Genomic DNA, 15,278 nt, shown 5'->3' with positions numbered 1-15,278 from the left:
CTGCGAGAAGTACCGTGGATTTATTGCTGAAAGCTGCACTGGGCGCCGCCGTGGTGGTGATCCTCGCCGCCCTGGCCAAGACCAGGAACTACTACATCGCCGGCCTGGTGCCGCTGTTCCCGACCTTCGCCCTGATCGCCCACTACATCGTCGGCAAGGGCCGCTCTATCGACGACCTGAAGACCACCATCGTCTTCGGCATGTGGTCGATCATTCCCTACTTCGTGTACCTGGCGACCCTCTATGTGATGGTCGACCGCCTGCGCCTGGAGGCTTCCCTGGCGGTGGCCGCAGTGGCCTGGCTGATGGCCGCCACCCTGCTGGTCAGCGTCTGGGTCCGCGTACACGCCTGACTCCCCTCGCGCTCCTGTAGCCGCTGCCAAAGGCTGCGATAAGGCCGAAGGCCTTCAGCGATCTCAAGATCTCTGCGCCCCCTGCGGGGTCGATCGCAGCCTCGCGGGCTCGGCAGCGGCTACAGGTTGCGTTCAGCACCCTGGCCCGTCCCTTGCATTTACCCTGTAAAGCCCGCTCTGCCTGCGTCCGCGACCTGTGACGCAAGCTTTTTCGAGGGGCGCTGCCATGGGTAAAGCCTGCTTTGAACATTCTCGATCTCGACCACAGCCTGACCGCCCAGGAGCCTGTCCAGCGCCGGCTGCGCAGCGGCCAGGCGCGACGCCTGGACCTGCTGGACCTGGGCCCGAAACTGCGGCTCTGGTCCACCGAACGCACCTACCGCCACTTCACCGAGCGCCTGCGGCAAAGGCCCGCCCACAGCGGCCCACAGCCGGAAATCTTCTTTGTCGGCTCCGGTGACTATCACCACCTGACCCCGGCCTTCCTCGCCGACCTGCAACAGCCGGTCAGCCTGATCCACTTCGACAACCACCCCGACTGGGTGCGCTTCGCGCCGCGCCGGCACTGCGGTTCCTGGGTCAACCGGGCGCTGCAGCTGCCGCATATCCAGCGCATCGTCACCCTCGGGCCGTGCAGCGACGACCTGCACAACCCGCAGCTGCGCGGTGGCAACCTCAAGGCGTTGCGCCACGGCAGGTTGCAGCTGTTTCCCTGGCAGCACGCGCCCTCCAAGGTCTGGGGCCGGGTCGGCGACGGCGCCGGGCACCAACAACAGGAAAACCACCTGCACTGGCGCAACCTGGCCGGGCTCGACTGGCCCGCCTTCCTCGAACAGATGATCGACAGCCTGCCGACCCAGGCGATCTGGATCACCATCGACAAGGACGTGCTGGCCAGCGAAGACGCCGCCACCAACTGGGACCAGGGCGGCATGCGCCTGAGCCACCTGCTGCAAGCCCTGCGCAGCCTGGCGGCACGCAAGCGCATCCTCGGTATAGACATCTGTGGCGAGTTCGCCGCGCCGGCCTTCAGCAACGCCTTCAAGCGCTGGGAAGCACGCTCCGACCAGCCACCGGCCGAACGCTGGAGCGAAGCCGACCTGCAGCGCAATGCGACCACCAACGAAGCCCTGATGGCGCTGTTCGAGGAGCTGTTCCCGTGACCCTGACCGTTATCTTGCTGGTGGCCTTTTCCATCGTCCTGGACGTGATCGGCCAGCTCTGTTTCAAGCTCGGCCTGGACCGCCTGCCGGAGCTGGAAGGCGGTTTTCGCCTGAATGCCTTCTGGGGCCAGGTGTTCAACGCGCCGCTCTTGTGGTGCGGCATCGGCGCCTATGTGATCGAGTTTTTCGTCTGGCTCGAAGCCCTGTCCCGCGCGCCGCTGAGCCTGCTATTTCCGGCGGCGGCCCTGGCCTATTGCGGCGTGGTCCTGGCCGGCAAGCTGGTTCTCGGCGAGAACGTCAGCCGCCGGCGCTGGCTGGGCACCCTGGTGATCACCCTCGGCGTGATGCTGGTGTACGTCGCCAGCACCTGAGCCCCCTCAACGCTTCACAAGGAAAGATGCTATGACTGCACAGACTCACGCCTGGCTCCACGGCCGCCTCGGCACCCTGGTGCTCTGGGCCCTGCTGATCGGCTTCGAAAGCGCCGGCCAGATCGCCACCAAGGTCGGTGGCGATCAGCTGGGCCAGATGGATTTCAACCTGCAATGGCTGGCCGCGGTGGCGGTCAACCCGGGAGTGCTGCTGGCGATCGCCTGCTACATCGGCGCCTTCTTCGTGTGGATGCTGATCCTGCGGCGCAGCAGCCTGTCTCTGGCCTTCCCCCTGAGCTCGCTGGTGTTCGTGGTGGTGTTGCTCGGCTCCTGGCTGGGCCTGGGCGAGCAGATCAGCCTGCTGCACTGGGTCGGGGTCTTCGTGATCATCGGCGGGATCGCCCTGCTGGCCGAAGGCGAAGAAGCCTGAAAGGCTTTATGTAGCCGCTGCCGAAGGCTGCGATCGACCCCGAAGGGGGCGTCGCTCTTGAGGGCCTCTGAAGGCCCTCCGGGCCTTATCGCAGCCTGCGGCAGCGGCTACAGGTACGCGGGTGTCAGCGCTTCGGGTGTTTCTGCAGAAAGCCCAGGCCATGGGCCAGCGGGATCACCTTCACCCCCGCCGCCCGCTGCTGCTCGCGGATCTCGCGGTGGAAGGCCTTGACCCGGGTCCAGTGCATCTTCGGCCGGTAGTGGTGTTCGGCGTGGTAGCCGTTGTTCATCCAGATCAGGTTGTAGAGCCGGCTGTAGGAGCTCACGCCCCAGGCGATCGGCAGGTCCGGGTTGCCGCCCAGGTGCTCGTAGTAGCCGTTGAGCGAGGACAGCGACTGCCCCAGGTACCAGAACGGCAGCAGCACCAGCAGCGCATGCCAGTCGTATAGCGCCAGCGCCACATAGACCAGCACAGTCACGCCTATTTCCACCTTGACCCAACGCGCGTCCGCCGGGCGCTTGCGCTGCATTTCCTGGTAGATGGCCTTGGGGTCGTCGCGGAAAAAACTCAGGAAGGTGTAGGCCCAGACATTGTCCGGCTGGCCGTTGCGGCCATGCAGGTAGATCGACAGCGGGTCGACCGTGGTGCCGTCCGGGCCGGGCCGATCCGAGTTGCCGCGGTGATGGCGGTTATGGATATCGCGGTACAGGGTCTGGGAAAAACCTATGGTCACCGACAGCAGCAGGTCGAAGGCGCGGTTCAGCCACGGCAGGCTGAAATAGGCGTTGTGGATCTGGTTGTGGGAAATGCTGTTGATGCTCCACGACAGGCTGACTGCATACAGCAACGCCGCCGGCAGGATCACCCACCAGGACAGGCTGTGAAAGGCCAGCACCAGCCAAAGCACGAAGGAAAAATGCGCCAGGGCCATCAGGATCGGGACGATGTCCCACAGCGAATGGGCGAGCAGGCGATAAGCGGGACGAGCCATGAAGAACTTCCTGAAAAGTGGGTTCATGACTGCCAGTGCAAAGGGTGGACCAATTCACCCACTGTAGGAGCGAAGCTTGCTCGCGATGAACGATAACGCGGTCCTACAGGCACTCCGCGGCGCCTTGATCGCGGGCAAGCCTCGCTCCTACAGAAACAGCACACGCCGACAGAGCTATTCGCCCCGTTTTTTGTAGGAGCGAAGCTTGCTCGCGATGAACGATAACGCGGTCCTACAGGCACTCCGCGGCGCCTGGATCGCGGGCAAGCCTCGCTCCTACAGAAACAGCGCACGTCGGCAGGGGTATTCGCCCCGCTTTTTGTAGGAGCGAAGCTTGCTCGCGATGAATGATAACGCGGCCCTACAGGCACTCCGCGGCGCCTGGATCGCGGGCAAGCCTCGCTCCTACAGAAACAGCGCACGCCGACAGGGGTATNTTCCGCCCCGCTTTTTGTAGGAGCGAGGCTTGCCCGCGATGACGGCCCGGAGAACGCCATCGCCCCGCAAGCCCGACGACAAGGCCTTGGCGGGCCTCAGAACTGGTAGCTGAGGGCGGTCTGGACCTGGCCCTGATTCACCTCGCCGCGCTCGCGCACCAGGGTGCTGTCGGCCGCCGAGCCCGTCAGGTGAATCCAGCTGGCGCTGGTCATCCACGACCAGTTGCCGCCCAGGGGCACCTGCAGGTTCTGGGTCAGGGTCAGGTTCTGCAAACCGCCGCCGGCGCTGTAGCGGCCGATGCCCGTCGCCTGGGCCTCGGCGTCGCTGATGCCAAAGAAGGTCTGGGTCTGCCGGGCATCGGCGAAATGCGCGGTGAGGTTGTTGCTGCCGATGATCCCCAGGCCCAGGGGATAACCGATCTCGCCGCCGATCTTGCCCAGCAGGCCGCCCTGGCCCTCGCCCGCGGCCACCGCGCTGCCGATGGAGGCGAACAGGCGCCAGAAGTTATCCGGCGCGTACTGGATGTAGCCGCCGACATCGGCCATGTTCGGCACGTCCCGCAGGCCGCGCAGCGAGCCGTTGGCGTTGCGTCCCGGCAAATAGTTGATATAGGGCCCGGCGCTGAAACCATTGCCCTTGAAGGCATCCCAGGTCAGGCCGTCGTCGGTGTCGAGGCTGACATCGCCCCACTCCAGATCGACATAGGGCAAGGGCACAGTGTCATGCCGGCTGCCGCTGGGGTCATGGGGCTGGTAACCGATGCCCAGGCCCAGCGAGCCGCTCAATCCATCCTGGCCCCCGTCCTCGGCGAAAGCCCCGCTGGTGGCCCCCAGGATGAGCAGGACGGCAAACAGGGCGGAGCGTGTGAAGCTGAACATGGCGCAGGTTTCCTGGAGTGAAGATGCGCGCATCAATCACCACCCCGTCCCCTCCCTGCAAGCACTGATGTTGTTTGTAGCGAGCTACAAAATTTGTAGCTCCAACCGGCCCAGCCAACGCCTTTTTCCCGCGCAGAGCCCGGCCCGCCTGGGCTTAAGCCACTTGGCACAGTCCCTGCTCCAGTACCTGGCATGCGCAAAGTGCGCTCCTCTCCAACAGGTAACTGCAGATGATGCACTGGCATATCGTGTGTGACTTCGACGGGACCATCACCCGCACCGACGTGATCGACAACGTCCTCCAACGCTTCGCCGACCCGAGCTGGGAAGACATCGAGCAACAATGGCTGGATGGCCATATCGGCTCCCGGGAATGCCTCAGCCGCCAACTGGCGCTGGTCAAGGCCTCGCCCGCCGAACTGCTCGCCTGTTTCGACAGCGTCGAGATCGATCCCGACTTCCCCGACTTCGTCGATCACGTGATCGGCCTGGGCGCTTCCCTGGAAGTGGTCAGCGACGGCATCGAGCAAGGCATAGCGCGGATCCTCGCGCGCCACTACGTGAGCCTGCTGCCGATCCTCGCCAACCGCCTGCGCCAGGTCGACCAGCACAGCTGGCGCATCGACTTCCCGCACGCCAGCGATGCCTGCCGCGCCGCGTCCGGCAACTGCAAATGCAAATCCACGCCCAAGGGCAAGCGGGTGCTGGTGATCGGCGACGGCCAGTCCGACATGTGCGTGGCCGCCAGCGCCGACTTCGTCTTCGCCAAGGGCCGCCTGGCCGAGTACTGCCAACGCAACGCCATTCCCCACGCAACCTTCGATTCCTTCGCCGAACTGCCGGCACTGCTGGCCCTGTTGCCCAACGAAGCGGCCAACGCCGGCACCTTCGCCCTCGACAACGCCAACGAACATTCCGTACCCACTCAGGAACTCTTCCATCATGTCTGACATTCGTATCGCTACCGCAGAAGACCAGGTGCTTCTGGAAAAAGAAGCCAAGTACTGCTCCTACGGCGACACCGTCCACTACATCGAACCGCCACGGATCTTCAGCCGCTGCGAGGGCTCCTACGTCTGGGACACCAGCGACCAGGCCTACCTCGACCTGCAGATGTGGTACTCGGCGGTGAACTTCGGTTATGCCAACCCGCGCCTGAACAATGCCCTCAAGCAACAGATCGACACCTTGCCGCAGATCGCCAGCCAGTACCTGCACAAGGGCAAGATCGAGCTCTCGGAAATGATCGCGGTGGATGCCAAGAAGAAGTTCGGCCTCGACGGCCGCGTGCACTTCAACGTCGGCGGCTCGCAGTCCATCGAGGACTCGCTGAAAGTCGTGCGCAACGCCACCAATGGCAAGAGCCTGATGTTCGCCTTCGAAGGCGGCTATCACGGTCGTACCCTCGGCGCTTCGTCGATCACCTCCAGCTACCGCTACCGCCGCCGCTACGGCCACTTCGGCGAGCGCGCCAACTTCATTCCCTTCCCCTACCACTTCCGCGGCCCCAAGGGCATGACCAAGGAAGAGTACGGCAGCCACTGCGTGCAGCAGTTCGCCCGGCTGTTCGAGACTGAATACAACGGCGTGTGGGACCCGAAAGTCGGCCAGAGCGAATACGCCGCCTTCTATGTCGAGCCGATCCAGGGCACCGGCGGCTATGTGATCCCGCCGATGAACTTCTACAGCGAACTCAAGCATGTGCTCGACCAGCACGGCATCCTGATGGTGGTCGACGAGATCCAGATGGGCTTCTACCGCACCGGCAAGCTGTGGTCGATCGAGCACTTCGACGTCAAGCCGGACGTGATCGTCTTCGGCAAGGCCCTGACCAATGGCCTCAACCCCCTGGGCGGCATCTGGGCCCGCGAAGAGCTGATCAACCCCAAGGTGTTCCCGCCGGGTTCGACCCACTCCACCTTCGCCTCCAACCCGCTGGGCACCGCGGTGGGCCTGGAAATGTTCAAGATGACCAGCGAGACCGACTACGGCGCGATGGTCATGGAGAAGGGCAAGTATTTCCTGGCCGGCCTACAGGACCTGCAGAAACGCTACCCGATCATCGGCGACGTCGACGGCCTGGGCCTGGCGCTGCGCTGCGAGATCTGCACCAGCGACGGCTTCACCCCGGACAAGGCGACCCTGGACTACATGGTCGAGGAAGGCATGAAGGGCGACATCGAAATCAATGGCCAGCGCCTGGGGCTGATTCTCGATGTGGGCGGCTACTACAAGAACGTCATCACCCTGGCCCCATCCCTGGAAATCAGCTACGCGGAGATCGACCTCGGCATCGCCCTGCTCGACCGTCTGCTGGACCGGGCCATGAAACGATGACAGCGCAGATCGATCCGGGCGCAGGCATCGACCTGGGCGAAGGCGATGCCGGCTTCATCCTCGGCAATGGCGAGGTCGCGGTGTTGTTGATCCACGGCCTCACCGGCACCCCGACGGAACTGCGTCGGGTGGCCGCCGGCCTGGCCAAGGCCGGGTGCACGGTGTACGTGCCGACCCTGGCCGGGCATTGCGGCAACAACGCCGACCTGCAGGCCACCGGCTGGCAGGACTGGTACGAGGGCGTGCGCCGGACCTTCGTCGGCATCCGTCAGCGCCACCGGCAGGTGTTCGTCGGCGGCCTGTCGATGGGCGCCGTCATGTCCATGTACCTGGCCTCGGAGCACCCGGGGCAGGTCAGCGGCCTGCTGATGTATTCGACCACCCTCAAGTACGACGGCTGGAGCATCAACAAGCTGGCGTTCCTCACCCCGCTGCTGATGAAGATTCCGTTCGGCGTGCACATCTGCAGCTTCGAGGAGAAGCCGCCATATGGCATCAAGAACGAGCGCCTGCGGGCGGTGGTCGAGCGGCAGATGAAGGCCGGCGAAAGCAGCAGTGCCGGCCTGCTGACCATGGAAGGGGTGACCGTGCGCGAGCTGCACCGGATGAACGCGGTGGTGAAAAAACGCATGCCGTCGATCACCACCCCGGCCCTGGTGCTGCACTCCATCGAGGACGACATCACCAGCCGCTGGAACGCCGATTATGTCGAGCGCAAGCTCGGCGGCCCGGTGGTCAAGGTGCTGCTCGACAACTGCTACCACATGATCACCGTCGACCTGCAGTACCGCCGGGTGGTGGAGTTGAGCGCGGACTTCATCGAACGCCAGGCGGGCCCGCGGCCCGCGGTGTACGCAGAGCTGCGCCAGTTCGCCTGATTCAAGGACCGCACGTGATCACCAGCCAAGTCTTTTCGAGCATCCAGGCCATCGACCGCAGCGCCTGGAACGACTGTTTTCCCGGTGCCCTGGAAGATTGGGACTACTACCTGGCGGTAGAGAACGCCGGCATCGCGGACTTCACCTGGCGCTACCTGGCGGTGTTCGAAGACGGGGCGCTGGTGGCCGCCGCCCCGGCCTTCGCCACCCGCTACCGCCTGGACACCACCGTCTCGGGCCCGGCCAAGCGCCTGAGCGAACGCCTGCAACGCTGGTGGCCGGGGCTGCTGCAACTGCCGCTGTACGCCATAGGTTCGCCGGTGGCCGAACAGTGCCACGCCGGCACCGCCAGCCATATCCCCGCGGTGCGCCGCCAGGTTCTGCTGGAGCAGCTGCTGCACCTGGCCCGACGCGACGCCGACGCCCAGGGCATCGGCCTGCTGGCGGTCAAGGATGCCGCCAGCCAGGATCGGCAATGGGCCGCCAGCTGCCAGGCGTTCGGCCTGCAAGCCATGCCCAGCCTGCCCAGCGCCCTGCTGCCGGTGCCCTTCGGCTCGCTGGACGCCTACCTCGGCACCCTGGGCAAATCCACGCGCAAGGACCTGCGCCGCAAGTTGCGCGCGCCCGGGCCGCGGATCGAATGGCGACGCAACATCGACGACGTCCTGCCCGAGATCATGCGCCTGTACGAAGCCACCCTGCAGCGCAGCGACCTGCAATTCGAACGCTTACCCGCGCCCTACTTCACCGGTATCCTCCAGCAGTTGGGGGAACGGGCCGCCTGCGTGCTGTACTGGGTCGACCAACAACTGGTGGCTTTCAACCTGGTGCTGCTTGACGAGCACCGGCTGATCGACAAATTCTTCGCCCACGACCTGGAGATCAGTCGTGAGCACAACCTGTATTTCCGCAGCTGGATGGCCAATGTCGACTACTGTATCCAGCACCGGATCGCGCTCTACGAATGTGGCCAGGCCGGTTATGCCAGCAAGCTGCGCCTGGGCTGTAGCTTCAGCGGCAACAGCCTGTTCTTCCAGCATCGCAACCCGCTGCTCGACACCCTGCTCAAAGGGCTGAAATATGTTCTCCGGCCGGATCGTTCCGACCCCGCCATGGCCGCTGCACTAAGCGAAAGTTCATGACCAGAAAAGACCGCCGCACCCCTCGCCCTTTCGCCATCTCCCGCTGGAGCCTGCAGCGCAAGCTGGTGCTGGCGTTCTGGATGGTCAGCGTGATCCCCACGATGATCGCCGCCGAGCTGGCGGCCACCACCCTGTCGCAGATCTTCGACAGCAACGTGCGCATCTGGCTGCAGGAATCGACCAAGATCGTCGAGGACGAAATCACCGAGACCCTGCGCGACAACGCGCGCATCGCCCAGCTGTTCCTGCGTTATGCCAGGCCGCCCACCGACCGCAACGCGGCCAAGCACGACAAGCTCACCGCCGACATCGCCGACTCCATGGGCATCGATGTGGTGGCGCTGATCCGCAAGCGCGACCAGCAGGTGGTGTTCAGCACCGCCGCCGACGATATCGTCGGGCAGATCAACCTGGCCCATAACGCGGTGCTGCAGACCCTGCAGATCGGCGGCGTGGCCACCGGCGCGGTGGTCTCGACCTTCCAGACCACCCTCGACGGCATCGACTACCAGTTGCTGATCGCCACCTACCTGGACGCCAGCTTCCTCACCAGCGTGGCCGACGTGCATTCCCTCGACCTGCGCCTGTACCTGGCCAAGGCCAACGACTTCGCCGAGATCTTCGCCACCCAGCGTTTCGAGGACCACCCGACCCAGGTGCCGGAAAAGATCGAGAACGTCCTGCGCGACACCCGCCAACCCACGGAGCAGTTCACCAGCCGCTACAGCGGGCTGTACCGGCCGATCTTCAACGACAGCGGCGACCTGGTGGGGGTGATTTTCAGCGGCCTGCTGCGCCACAGCAGCCTGGTGGGGCTGGTCAACCAGAGCAACCTGTTCATCCTGATTTTCCTGCTCAGCTCGGCGGCGTCGCTGGCCGTCGGCTGGCTGGTGTCGAAACGCCTGACCATGCCCCTGCGCGGTTTGTCCAAGGGGGTCCAGGCGGTGATCGCCGGCGACTACCGACAACGAGTGCCGGTGATTGGCGGCGACGAGCTGGCGGAGTTGAGCAGCACCTTCAACCACATGAGCGAACGCCTGGGCGAACTGCAGCACCTGGAAGCCCAGCTGCGCCGCCGCGACCGCCTGCACGCCCTGGGCGAAGTGGCCATGGGCCTGGCCCACGAGATCCGCAACCCCCTGGGCATCATCAAGACCGCCACCCAACTGCTGCACCGCCGCGCCGACCTGCCCGAAGGCGACAAGCGCCACCTGGAATACGTGATCAGCGAAGTCAGCCGGATCAACGACCTGATCACCGACTTCCTCGACTTCGCCAAGCCCAGCGCGCCGATCCGCTCGACCCAGCTGGCGCGGCCGCTGGTGGAGGAACTGATCGGCTTCTGCGAGCCGGAACTGGCCAGCCACAAGATCGACGCGCAGATCGATGACCAGGCGCCGGGCGCGACCCTCTACGCCGACGCCCGCCAGCTCAAGCAGGCCTGCCTGAACCTGATCCTCAACGCCATCGACGCCATGCCCGCGGGCGGGCGCCTGACCCTGGGCATCGCCCAGGACGCCGAGCACACCATCCTGCGGGTCACCGACACCGGCCAGGGCATCGAGCCGGACATGCTCGAACGCATCTTCACCCCCTTCGTCACCACCAAGGCCTCGGGCACCGGGCTGGGCCTGGCCAAGGTGTTCTCGATCATGGAAAACCATGACGGGCACATCGAATGCAGCAGCGAAATAGATGCCGGCGCCACCTTCAGCCTGTACATTCCGGCCAAGGGTGAGGACGACGAAGATGATGAAGATGAGCAAAAGGCACAGTCATGACGCATAACCTGCTGGTGGTCGACGACGAGCCCAAACTCTGCGACCTGCTGTCCTCGGCGCTGAGCCAGGACGGTATCCAGGTGTTCACCGCCGGCAACGGCCTGCATGCGCTCAAGGTGCTGGAGCAGGAAGAGATCGACCTGGTGATCAGCGACTGGCGCATGCCCGGCATGGACGGCCCGCAGCTGCTGGCCGAGATCAAGCAGCGCTACCCGCAGATCCCGGTGATCGTCATGACCGCCTACAGCACGGTGAAAAACGCCGTGCAGTCGATGCGCAACGGCGCCTACGACTACATCGCCAAGCCCTTCGACATCGACGAGCTGGACATCACCGTCAGCAAGGCCCTGCAGTTTCGCGACATCCTCAAAGATAACCAGCGCATGCGCGCCGAGCTCGACGAGCACCGGCAGTTCGACAGCCTGGTGGGCGACAGCCCAACTTTCCGCCAGGTCCTGCAAGCGGTGGACTCGGTGCGCGAAAGCAACGCCACCATCCTGCTGACCGGCGAAAGCGGCACCGGCAAGGAGATGGTCGCCCGGGCCATCCACCAGCACGGCAACCGCGCCAACAAACCCTTTGTCGCGGTCAACTGCGCGGCAATCCCCGAAGGCCTGCTGGAAAGCGAAATGTTCGGCCATCGCAAGGGCGCCTTCACCGGCGCCGTGGCGGACCGGGTCGGGCGCTTTCAGCAGGCGGACAAGGGCACGCTGTTTCTCGATGAGGTCGGCGACATGCCGCTGGCCCTGCAGGCGAAGATCCTGCGCGCCTTGCAGGAGCGGGTGATCGAACCGGTGGGCGACCCGCGCGAGCGCAAGGTCGATGTGCGGGTGATCGCCGCCACCAACAAGAACCTGCTGGAGGCGGTGGCCAACAAGGAGTTTCGCGAAGACCTGTATTACCGCCTCAACGTGTTCCCGATCCCCCTGCCCGCCCTGCGCGAGCGGGTCGAGGATATTGCGCCCCTGGCCCGGCATTTCGCCCACACCCTGGGCGCCACCGCCGGCAAACGCATCACCGGTTTCAGCCCGCAGGCCCTGCAGGCGATGGCCAACTATGCCTGGCCGGGCAATATCCGCGAACTGCAGAACTGCGTCGAACGCGCGACCATAGTCGCCGCAGGCGCGGTGATCGAGGAAAGCGACCTGCCGGGTTATCTGTTTACCTCACCGCAGGTAAACGCAGGGGCCAGCTCCCTGCCCGGCGACAGCCTCAGCGTGCCCAGCGACCTGGACGCGGCCCTGGCCGAAGTGGAGAAGGCCTATATCCTCGCCGCCCTGCAACAGAGCAACGGCGTGCAGGCCGCCGCCGCGCAGCTGATCGGCATTTCCGAACGCAGCTTCTGGTACCGCCTGAAGAAGCTCGGGATCCAGGTCGACAAGATCGTCCGCTAAGGGCTCAGCCTGAAGTTCTACTGCCCGTAGATTTTCTGCAGCTGCTCTTCGCTGAACGCATCCTCGAAGGCCACCGGCACTGACTTCACCGCGCCCTGCAGATTGCGGTAGCGCGAGTAACTGCCACTACCCGCCAACTGGTAACCACGTTCGACCACCCGCTGGCCGTCCAGCACGTAACGCAGGGTTTCCTGGGCCGCCGGCCTCGACGCCGGCTGGTTCAGGTCGGCCGCCAGCACCCGCATCGACTCCCTGACACACTCGTCGAGCAAGGCCAGCACCTTATCCAGCTCCAAACCGCCGTCATCGATGCACTGCGCACCGCAGCGACGGAATGGCTGGCTGACCACTTCGATCCGGGTGCGGTACAGCGCGGAGCCCGCGATATCCTCGAGCCGAACCTGATTGATCAGCACAAAACTGCCGCGATCCGGCCCCAGCATCAGCTTGGGCTCGACCAGCAAGCGGGCGGTGATTGCCCCCTCGCCCTGCTTCAGGCCGGCAGCTTGTGAAGCCTCCTGATAGCGCTGTTGCAGGCGTGTCTGCAACGGCTGTCCACCGAGCAACGTGGCCATCGGCCGTGACTCGTTGTGCGCGGCCTGTTCGGCCTCGCGCTGCAAACTGCCGCTGCCCATTTGCGTATTGATCAGGCTGGCCACCAGCACTCCGGCCAGGCCGGCACTGGCCCCGGAGCTTTGCAGCAGGGTATTGCTGGAGGACGCGGCGCGGGTCGCGTCCTTGATATCGATCACCGTGCTGGCGCCGACGAAGTCCTGCTCGTTGAGCAGCACCTCGAGCTTGAGCCCATGGCTCTGCACATAGGGCAACGCCCCCTGATCCTTGAAGCCGGCCGGCGGCAGTGCTTTCTGCGCACAGCCGCCTGACGCCAGCAACAACGCCAGGACGACAGCCAACCGGCCCGTCATTGCGAGAACGGTGTGATCATTTGCTGGCGGCTGCTGTCCATGGCCTGGTAGAAGGCGTTGGACAGGTTGGCGTAGTTCGGCTCATCCCACTCGCCCTGGGCCGCCTGCACCGCGGCGAACGGCTGGAACCACAGCAGTTTGTTGTCGGCCAGGTCGACCACCATGCCCTGCCCACCCACTTGGGCCATCGGCACGCTGGTCGGGACCAGGCTGTAGTAGCTGCGAGTGGCACCGGTCACGAAGACGTTCACCAGCAACAGGCGATCGACCCCATACATGGCTTTCATCGGAGTCATGTCCTTGGTCATGTAGCCTTCGCGGAACGAGATGTTTTTGTAATTCTTCAGGTCGATCTGGTCGATGATGCGCTTGGCCTTGTAGCCCTTGGCTTGCAACTTGGCCACGATCACGTCCGGCAGGGTGTCGAGGTCGCGCACTTCCCAGGTCTTGACGTTGTCGCTGAGCTTGCTGTTGACGCCCTTGTTGATAGCCACGTCCAGCAACCCCTGGCTACCCGTCAGCATGAGTTCGGGAGCAGGCAACACAGTGATGGCCACGCCGATAGTCGGCTCCTTGGCCCCCCAGAACTGCTGGTCCAGGGCAATAGGCTGCTGCACGTTGGCACAGCCGGTGAGTGCCAGGCAGGCCAACAAAGTCAGCACGCCCCAGGTACGCAAGATACGAAAACTCATGAATCAATTCCCTATGAATTAAGAATGACGCTGCCTGTGTCGGCCATCATTGCAAAAACCATAGTGGCACATTGATATATTTTTCTATTCCCCCCAGGTGCGGCCTGCCGCTCCAACCATCTGCTCCGCCACGGACCTGTAGGAGCGAAGCTTGCTCGCGATAGCGGTACATCAGGCACACCGCAGTGCCCCAATCGCCGGCAAGCCTGGCTCCTACAGAAGCCAAGCTCGACACCGTCCTGTAGGAGCGAGGCTTGCCCGCGATGGTCGTCAACGATGACGCGGCGCCTCTGAAACAACGCGGCGCCTATGGGTTCATCGCGAGCAAGCTCGCTCCTACAACAGGAATCGATTTACAAAAGGTTCGGCGCGGGCAGCGGATCGATCTGCGCCCAGTGCGAGGTGTCTTCGCGATGGCGTTGCAGGTAGGGCAGCACCGCCGCCAGCAACGGCGCCTTGAAGGCTTCCTGGAAACGATGGGCCAGGCCCGGGATCAGCTTCAGCTGGCTGCCCTGGATATGCGCGGCCAGGTGTACGCCGTGCATCACCGGCAGCAGCGGATCGGCGGTGCCATGCACCACCAGGGTCGGCACCCGCAGCTGGTTGAGCAGGGCCACCCGGCTCGGTTCGGCGAGGATCGCCATGATCTGGCGCTTCACCCCTTCCGGGTTGAAGGCACGGTCATAGGACAGCGCCGCCTGGTGCAGCAGCGACTGGCGATCATCGGTGACCTGCGGGCTGCCGAGGGCGGCCAGCAGATCAGCCTGTTGCTCCAGCGCCGCCTCACGGTTCGGCGCGCCGCGCCGCGACAACAGCTGCACCAGGGCCTCGTTGGGCGCCGGCAGGCCTTCGGCGCCGGAGCTGGTCATGATCAGGGTCAGGCTCTCGACCCGTTGCGGCGCCATGGCCGCCAGGTGCTGGGCGATCATCCCGCCCATGCTCGCGCCCAGGACATGGAACTGCTCGACCTGCAGGGCATTCATCAGGCCCAGGGCATCATCGGCCATATCGGTCAGGCTGTAGGGCGCGGCCACCGGCAGGCCGAGCTTGTAGCGCAGTACCTCAAACGTCAGGTTGGCGCTGGCCGGCGCCTGGCGCCAGGTGGACAGGCCGACATCGCGGTTGTCGTAACGGATCACCCGGAACCCCTGCTGGCACAGGGCAACGACCACTTCGTCCGGCCAGTGGATCAACTGCCCGCCCAGGCCCATCACCAGCAGCAGGGCCGGATCGGAGGCACGGCCGATGCTCTGGTAGGCCAGGCTCACCTGCTCCAGTTCGACCCTTTGGGTCGGTACGTTGACATCGCAGCGAGACGCCGCCTGAGACGGCAGGCCGAGCAGCAGCGCGGCCAGGAAAACAGTCGTTGAAAAAAATCTTGCCCACATGAAGAAACACCGAAACGCAGAAGCCCAGTAGAGCGCGAGTCTGATGAACTTTGATCGAGCGCGCTGCCACAGTTACGTGACAGTTTGATGAAGATTGCCCAGTGGTCATAAAACCT

Annotated in this window: 15 protein-coding genes; 10 read left to right on the top strand and 5 right to left on the bottom strand. The window is 64.5% G+C overall.

Features of this window, described 5'->3' with window-relative positions:
* The first annotated feature begins 23 nt into the window (after positions 1 to 23).
* From ACTJKT_RS11840 to ACTJKT_RS11825, 4 genes are all read left to right on the top strand, one after another.
* A complete protein-coding gene (locus ACTJKT_RS11840) occupies positions 24 to 353 on the top strand; it encodes a GlpM family protein (RefSeq protein ID WP_164485818.1) in 330 nt (109 codons plus the stop codon).
* 242 nt (positions 354 to 595) lie between these two features.
* A complete protein-coding gene (locus ACTJKT_RS11835) occupies positions 596 to 1,516 on the top strand; it encodes an arginase (RefSeq protein ID WP_440787201.1) in 921 nt (306 codons plus the stop codon).
* Entirely contained in the window at positions 1,513 to 1,887 is a 375-nt protein-coding gene (locus ACTJKT_RS11830) for an EamA family transporter (RefSeq protein WP_053280686.1), read from the top strand. Before ACTJKT_RS11835 ends, ACTJKT_RS11830 begins: the two co-directional genes overlap by 4 nt.
* 31 nt (positions 1,888 to 1,918) lie before the next feature.
* Positions 1,919 to 2,317: an EamA family transporter gene (locus ACTJKT_RS11825; protein WP_097304883.1), complete on the top strand. Its 399-nt coding sequence runs from the start codon at positions 1,919 to 1,921 to the stop codon at positions 2,315 to 2,317.
* Between the two features lie 124 nt (positions 2,318 to 2,441).
* Here ACTJKT_RS11825 and ACTJKT_RS11820 read toward each other — a convergent pair whose 3' ends face one another.
* Together ACTJKT_RS11820 and ACTJKT_RS11815 are read right to left on the bottom strand one after the other, a co-directional pair.
* Positions 2,442 to 3,308, bottom strand: coding sequence for a fatty acid desaturase family protein (locus ACTJKT_RS11820; protein WP_440787200.1), 867 nt, complete (start codon positions 3,306 to 3,308; stop codon positions 2,442 to 2,444).
* 533 nt (positions 3,309 to 3,841) lie between these two features.
* Positions 3,842 to 4,624, bottom strand: a complete 783-nt coding sequence (locus tag ACTJKT_RS11815; RefSeq protein ID WP_440787199.1) for a MipA/OmpV family protein — start codon at positions 4,622 to 4,624, stop codon at positions 3,842 to 3,844.
* 230 nt (positions 4,625 to 4,854) lie between these two features.
* Between ACTJKT_RS11815 and ACTJKT_RS11810 the strand changes: the two genes are divergently transcribed.
* From ACTJKT_RS11810 to ACTJKT_RS11785, 6 genes are read left to right on the top strand one after another with little or no spacing between them, the layout of a single operon-like run.
* Positions 4,855 to 5,574, top strand: a complete 720-nt coding sequence (locus ACTJKT_RS11810; protein ID WP_440787198.1) for an MtnX-like HAD-IB family phosphatase — start codon at positions 4,855 to 4,857, stop codon at positions 5,572 to 5,574.
* Entirely contained in the window at positions 5,567 to 6,961 is a 1,395-nt protein-coding gene (locus ACTJKT_RS11805) for an aspartate aminotransferase family protein (RefSeq protein WP_440787197.1), read from the top strand. Before ACTJKT_RS11810 ends, ACTJKT_RS11805 begins: the two co-directional genes overlap by 8 nt.
* Positions 6,958 to 7,839: an alpha/beta hydrolase gene (locus ACTJKT_RS11800; protein ID WP_440787196.1), complete on the top strand. Its 882-nt coding sequence runs from the start codon at positions 6,958 to 6,960 to the stop codon at positions 7,837 to 7,839. The genes ACTJKT_RS11805 and ACTJKT_RS11800 overlap by 4 nt, the downstream gene beginning before the upstream one ends.
* 14 nt (positions 7,840 to 7,853) lie before the next feature.
* The gene (locus ACTJKT_RS11795) at positions 7,854 to 8,981 is read left to right on the top strand and encodes a GNAT family N-acetyltransferase (RefSeq protein ID WP_440787195.1); all 1,128 of its coding nucleotides are present in this window, start codon (positions 7,854 to 7,856) and stop codon (positions 8,979 to 8,981) included.
* Positions 8,978 to 10,762, top strand: a complete 1,785-nt coding sequence (locus tag ACTJKT_RS11790; protein WP_440787194.1) for an ATP-binding protein — start codon at positions 8,978 to 8,980, stop codon at positions 10,760 to 10,762. Before ACTJKT_RS11795 ends, ACTJKT_RS11790 begins: the two co-directional genes overlap by 4 nt.
* Positions 10,759 to 12,156 (top strand): sigma-54-dependent transcriptional regulator, encoded by a 1,398-nt coding sequence (locus ACTJKT_RS11785; RefSeq protein WP_440787193.1) that lies wholly within the window; start codon positions 10,759 to 10,761, stop codon positions 12,154 to 12,156. The genes ACTJKT_RS11790 and ACTJKT_RS11785 overlap by 4 nt, the downstream gene beginning before the upstream one ends.
* Positions 12,157 to 12,173: 17 nt before the next feature.
* Here ACTJKT_RS11785 and ACTJKT_RS11780 read toward each other — a convergent pair whose 3' ends face one another.
* The 3 genes from ACTJKT_RS11780 to ACTJKT_RS11770 all read right to left on the bottom strand — a co-directional run bounded on the left by ACTJKT_RS11780 (position 12,174) and on the right by ACTJKT_RS11770 (position 15,162).
* The gene (locus ACTJKT_RS11780; RefSeq protein ID WP_440787192.1) at positions 12,174 to 13,082 is read right to left on the bottom strand and encodes a hypothetical protein; all 909 of its coding nucleotides are present in this window, start codon (positions 13,080 to 13,082) and stop codon (positions 12,174 to 12,176) included.
* The gene (locus ACTJKT_RS11775) at positions 13,079 to 13,774 is read right to left on the bottom strand and encodes a hypothetical protein (RefSeq protein ID WP_097304892.1); all 696 of its coding nucleotides are present in this window, start codon (positions 13,772 to 13,774) and stop codon (positions 13,079 to 13,081) included. Before ACTJKT_RS11775 ends, ACTJKT_RS11780 begins: the two co-directional genes overlap by 4 nt.
* A 353-nt stretch (positions 13,775 to 14,127) precedes the next feature.
* The gene (locus ACTJKT_RS11770) at positions 14,128 to 15,162 is read right to left on the bottom strand and encodes an alpha/beta fold hydrolase (RefSeq protein WP_440787191.1); all 1,035 of its coding nucleotides are present in this window, start codon (positions 15,160 to 15,162) and stop codon (positions 14,128 to 14,130) included.
* Positions 15,163 to 15,278 lie beyond the last annotated feature (116 nt).

Source organism: Pseudomonas sp. 22526 (assembly GCF_052044735.1).
Taxonomy (GTDB): domain Bacteria; phylum Pseudomonadota; class Gammaproteobacteria; order Pseudomonadales; family Pseudomonadaceae; genus Aquipseudomonas; species Aquipseudomonas piscium.
This window is presented reverse-complemented; position numbering and strand designations above follow the sequence as displayed.

Bases quoted from the DNA above. Each gene is read 5' to 3' on its own strand.
- ACTJKT_RS11770 (WP_440787191.1), bottom strand. From the start codon at position 15,162: ATGTGGGCAAGATTTTTTTCAACGACTGTTTTCCTGGCCGCGCTGCTG.
- ACTJKT_RS11780 (WP_440787192.1), bottom strand. From the start codon at position 13,082: ATGACGGGCCGGTTGGCTGTCGTCCTGGCGTTGTTGCTGGCGTCAGGC.
- ACTJKT_RS11820 (WP_440787200.1), bottom strand. From the start codon at position 3,308: ATGGCTCGTCCCGCTTATCGCCTGCTCGCCCATTCGCTGTGGGACATC.
- ACTJKT_RS11815 (WP_440787199.1), bottom strand. From the start codon at position 4,624: ATGTTCAGCTTCACACGCTCCGCCCTGTTTGCCGTCCTGCTCATCCTG.
- ACTJKT_RS11790 (WP_440787194.1), top strand. From the start codon at position 8,978: ATGACCAGAAAAGACCGCCGCACCCCTCGCCCTTTCGCCATCTCCCGC.
- ACTJKT_RS11785 (WP_440787193.1), top strand. From the start codon at position 10,759: ATGACGCATAACCTGCTGGTGGTCGACGACGAGCCCAAACTCTGCGAC.
- ACTJKT_RS11825 (WP_097304883.1), top strand. From the start codon at position 1,919: ATGACTGCACAGACTCACGCCTGGCTCCACGGCCGCCTCGGCACCCTG.
- ACTJKT_RS11775 (WP_097304892.1), bottom strand. From the start codon at position 13,774: ATGAGTTTTCGTATCTTGCGTACCTGGGGCGTGCTGACTTTGTTGGCC.
- ACTJKT_RS11805 (WP_440787197.1), top strand. From the start codon at position 5,567: ATGTCTGACATTCGTATCGCTACCGCAGAAGACCAGGTGCTTCTGGAA.
- ACTJKT_RS11800 (WP_440787196.1), top strand. From the start codon at position 6,958: ATGACAGCGCAGATCGATCCGGGCGCAGGCATCGACCTGGGCGAAGGC.
- ACTJKT_RS11810 (WP_440787198.1), top strand. From the start codon at position 4,855: ATGATGCACTGGCATATCGTGTGTGACTTCGACGGGACCATCACCCGC.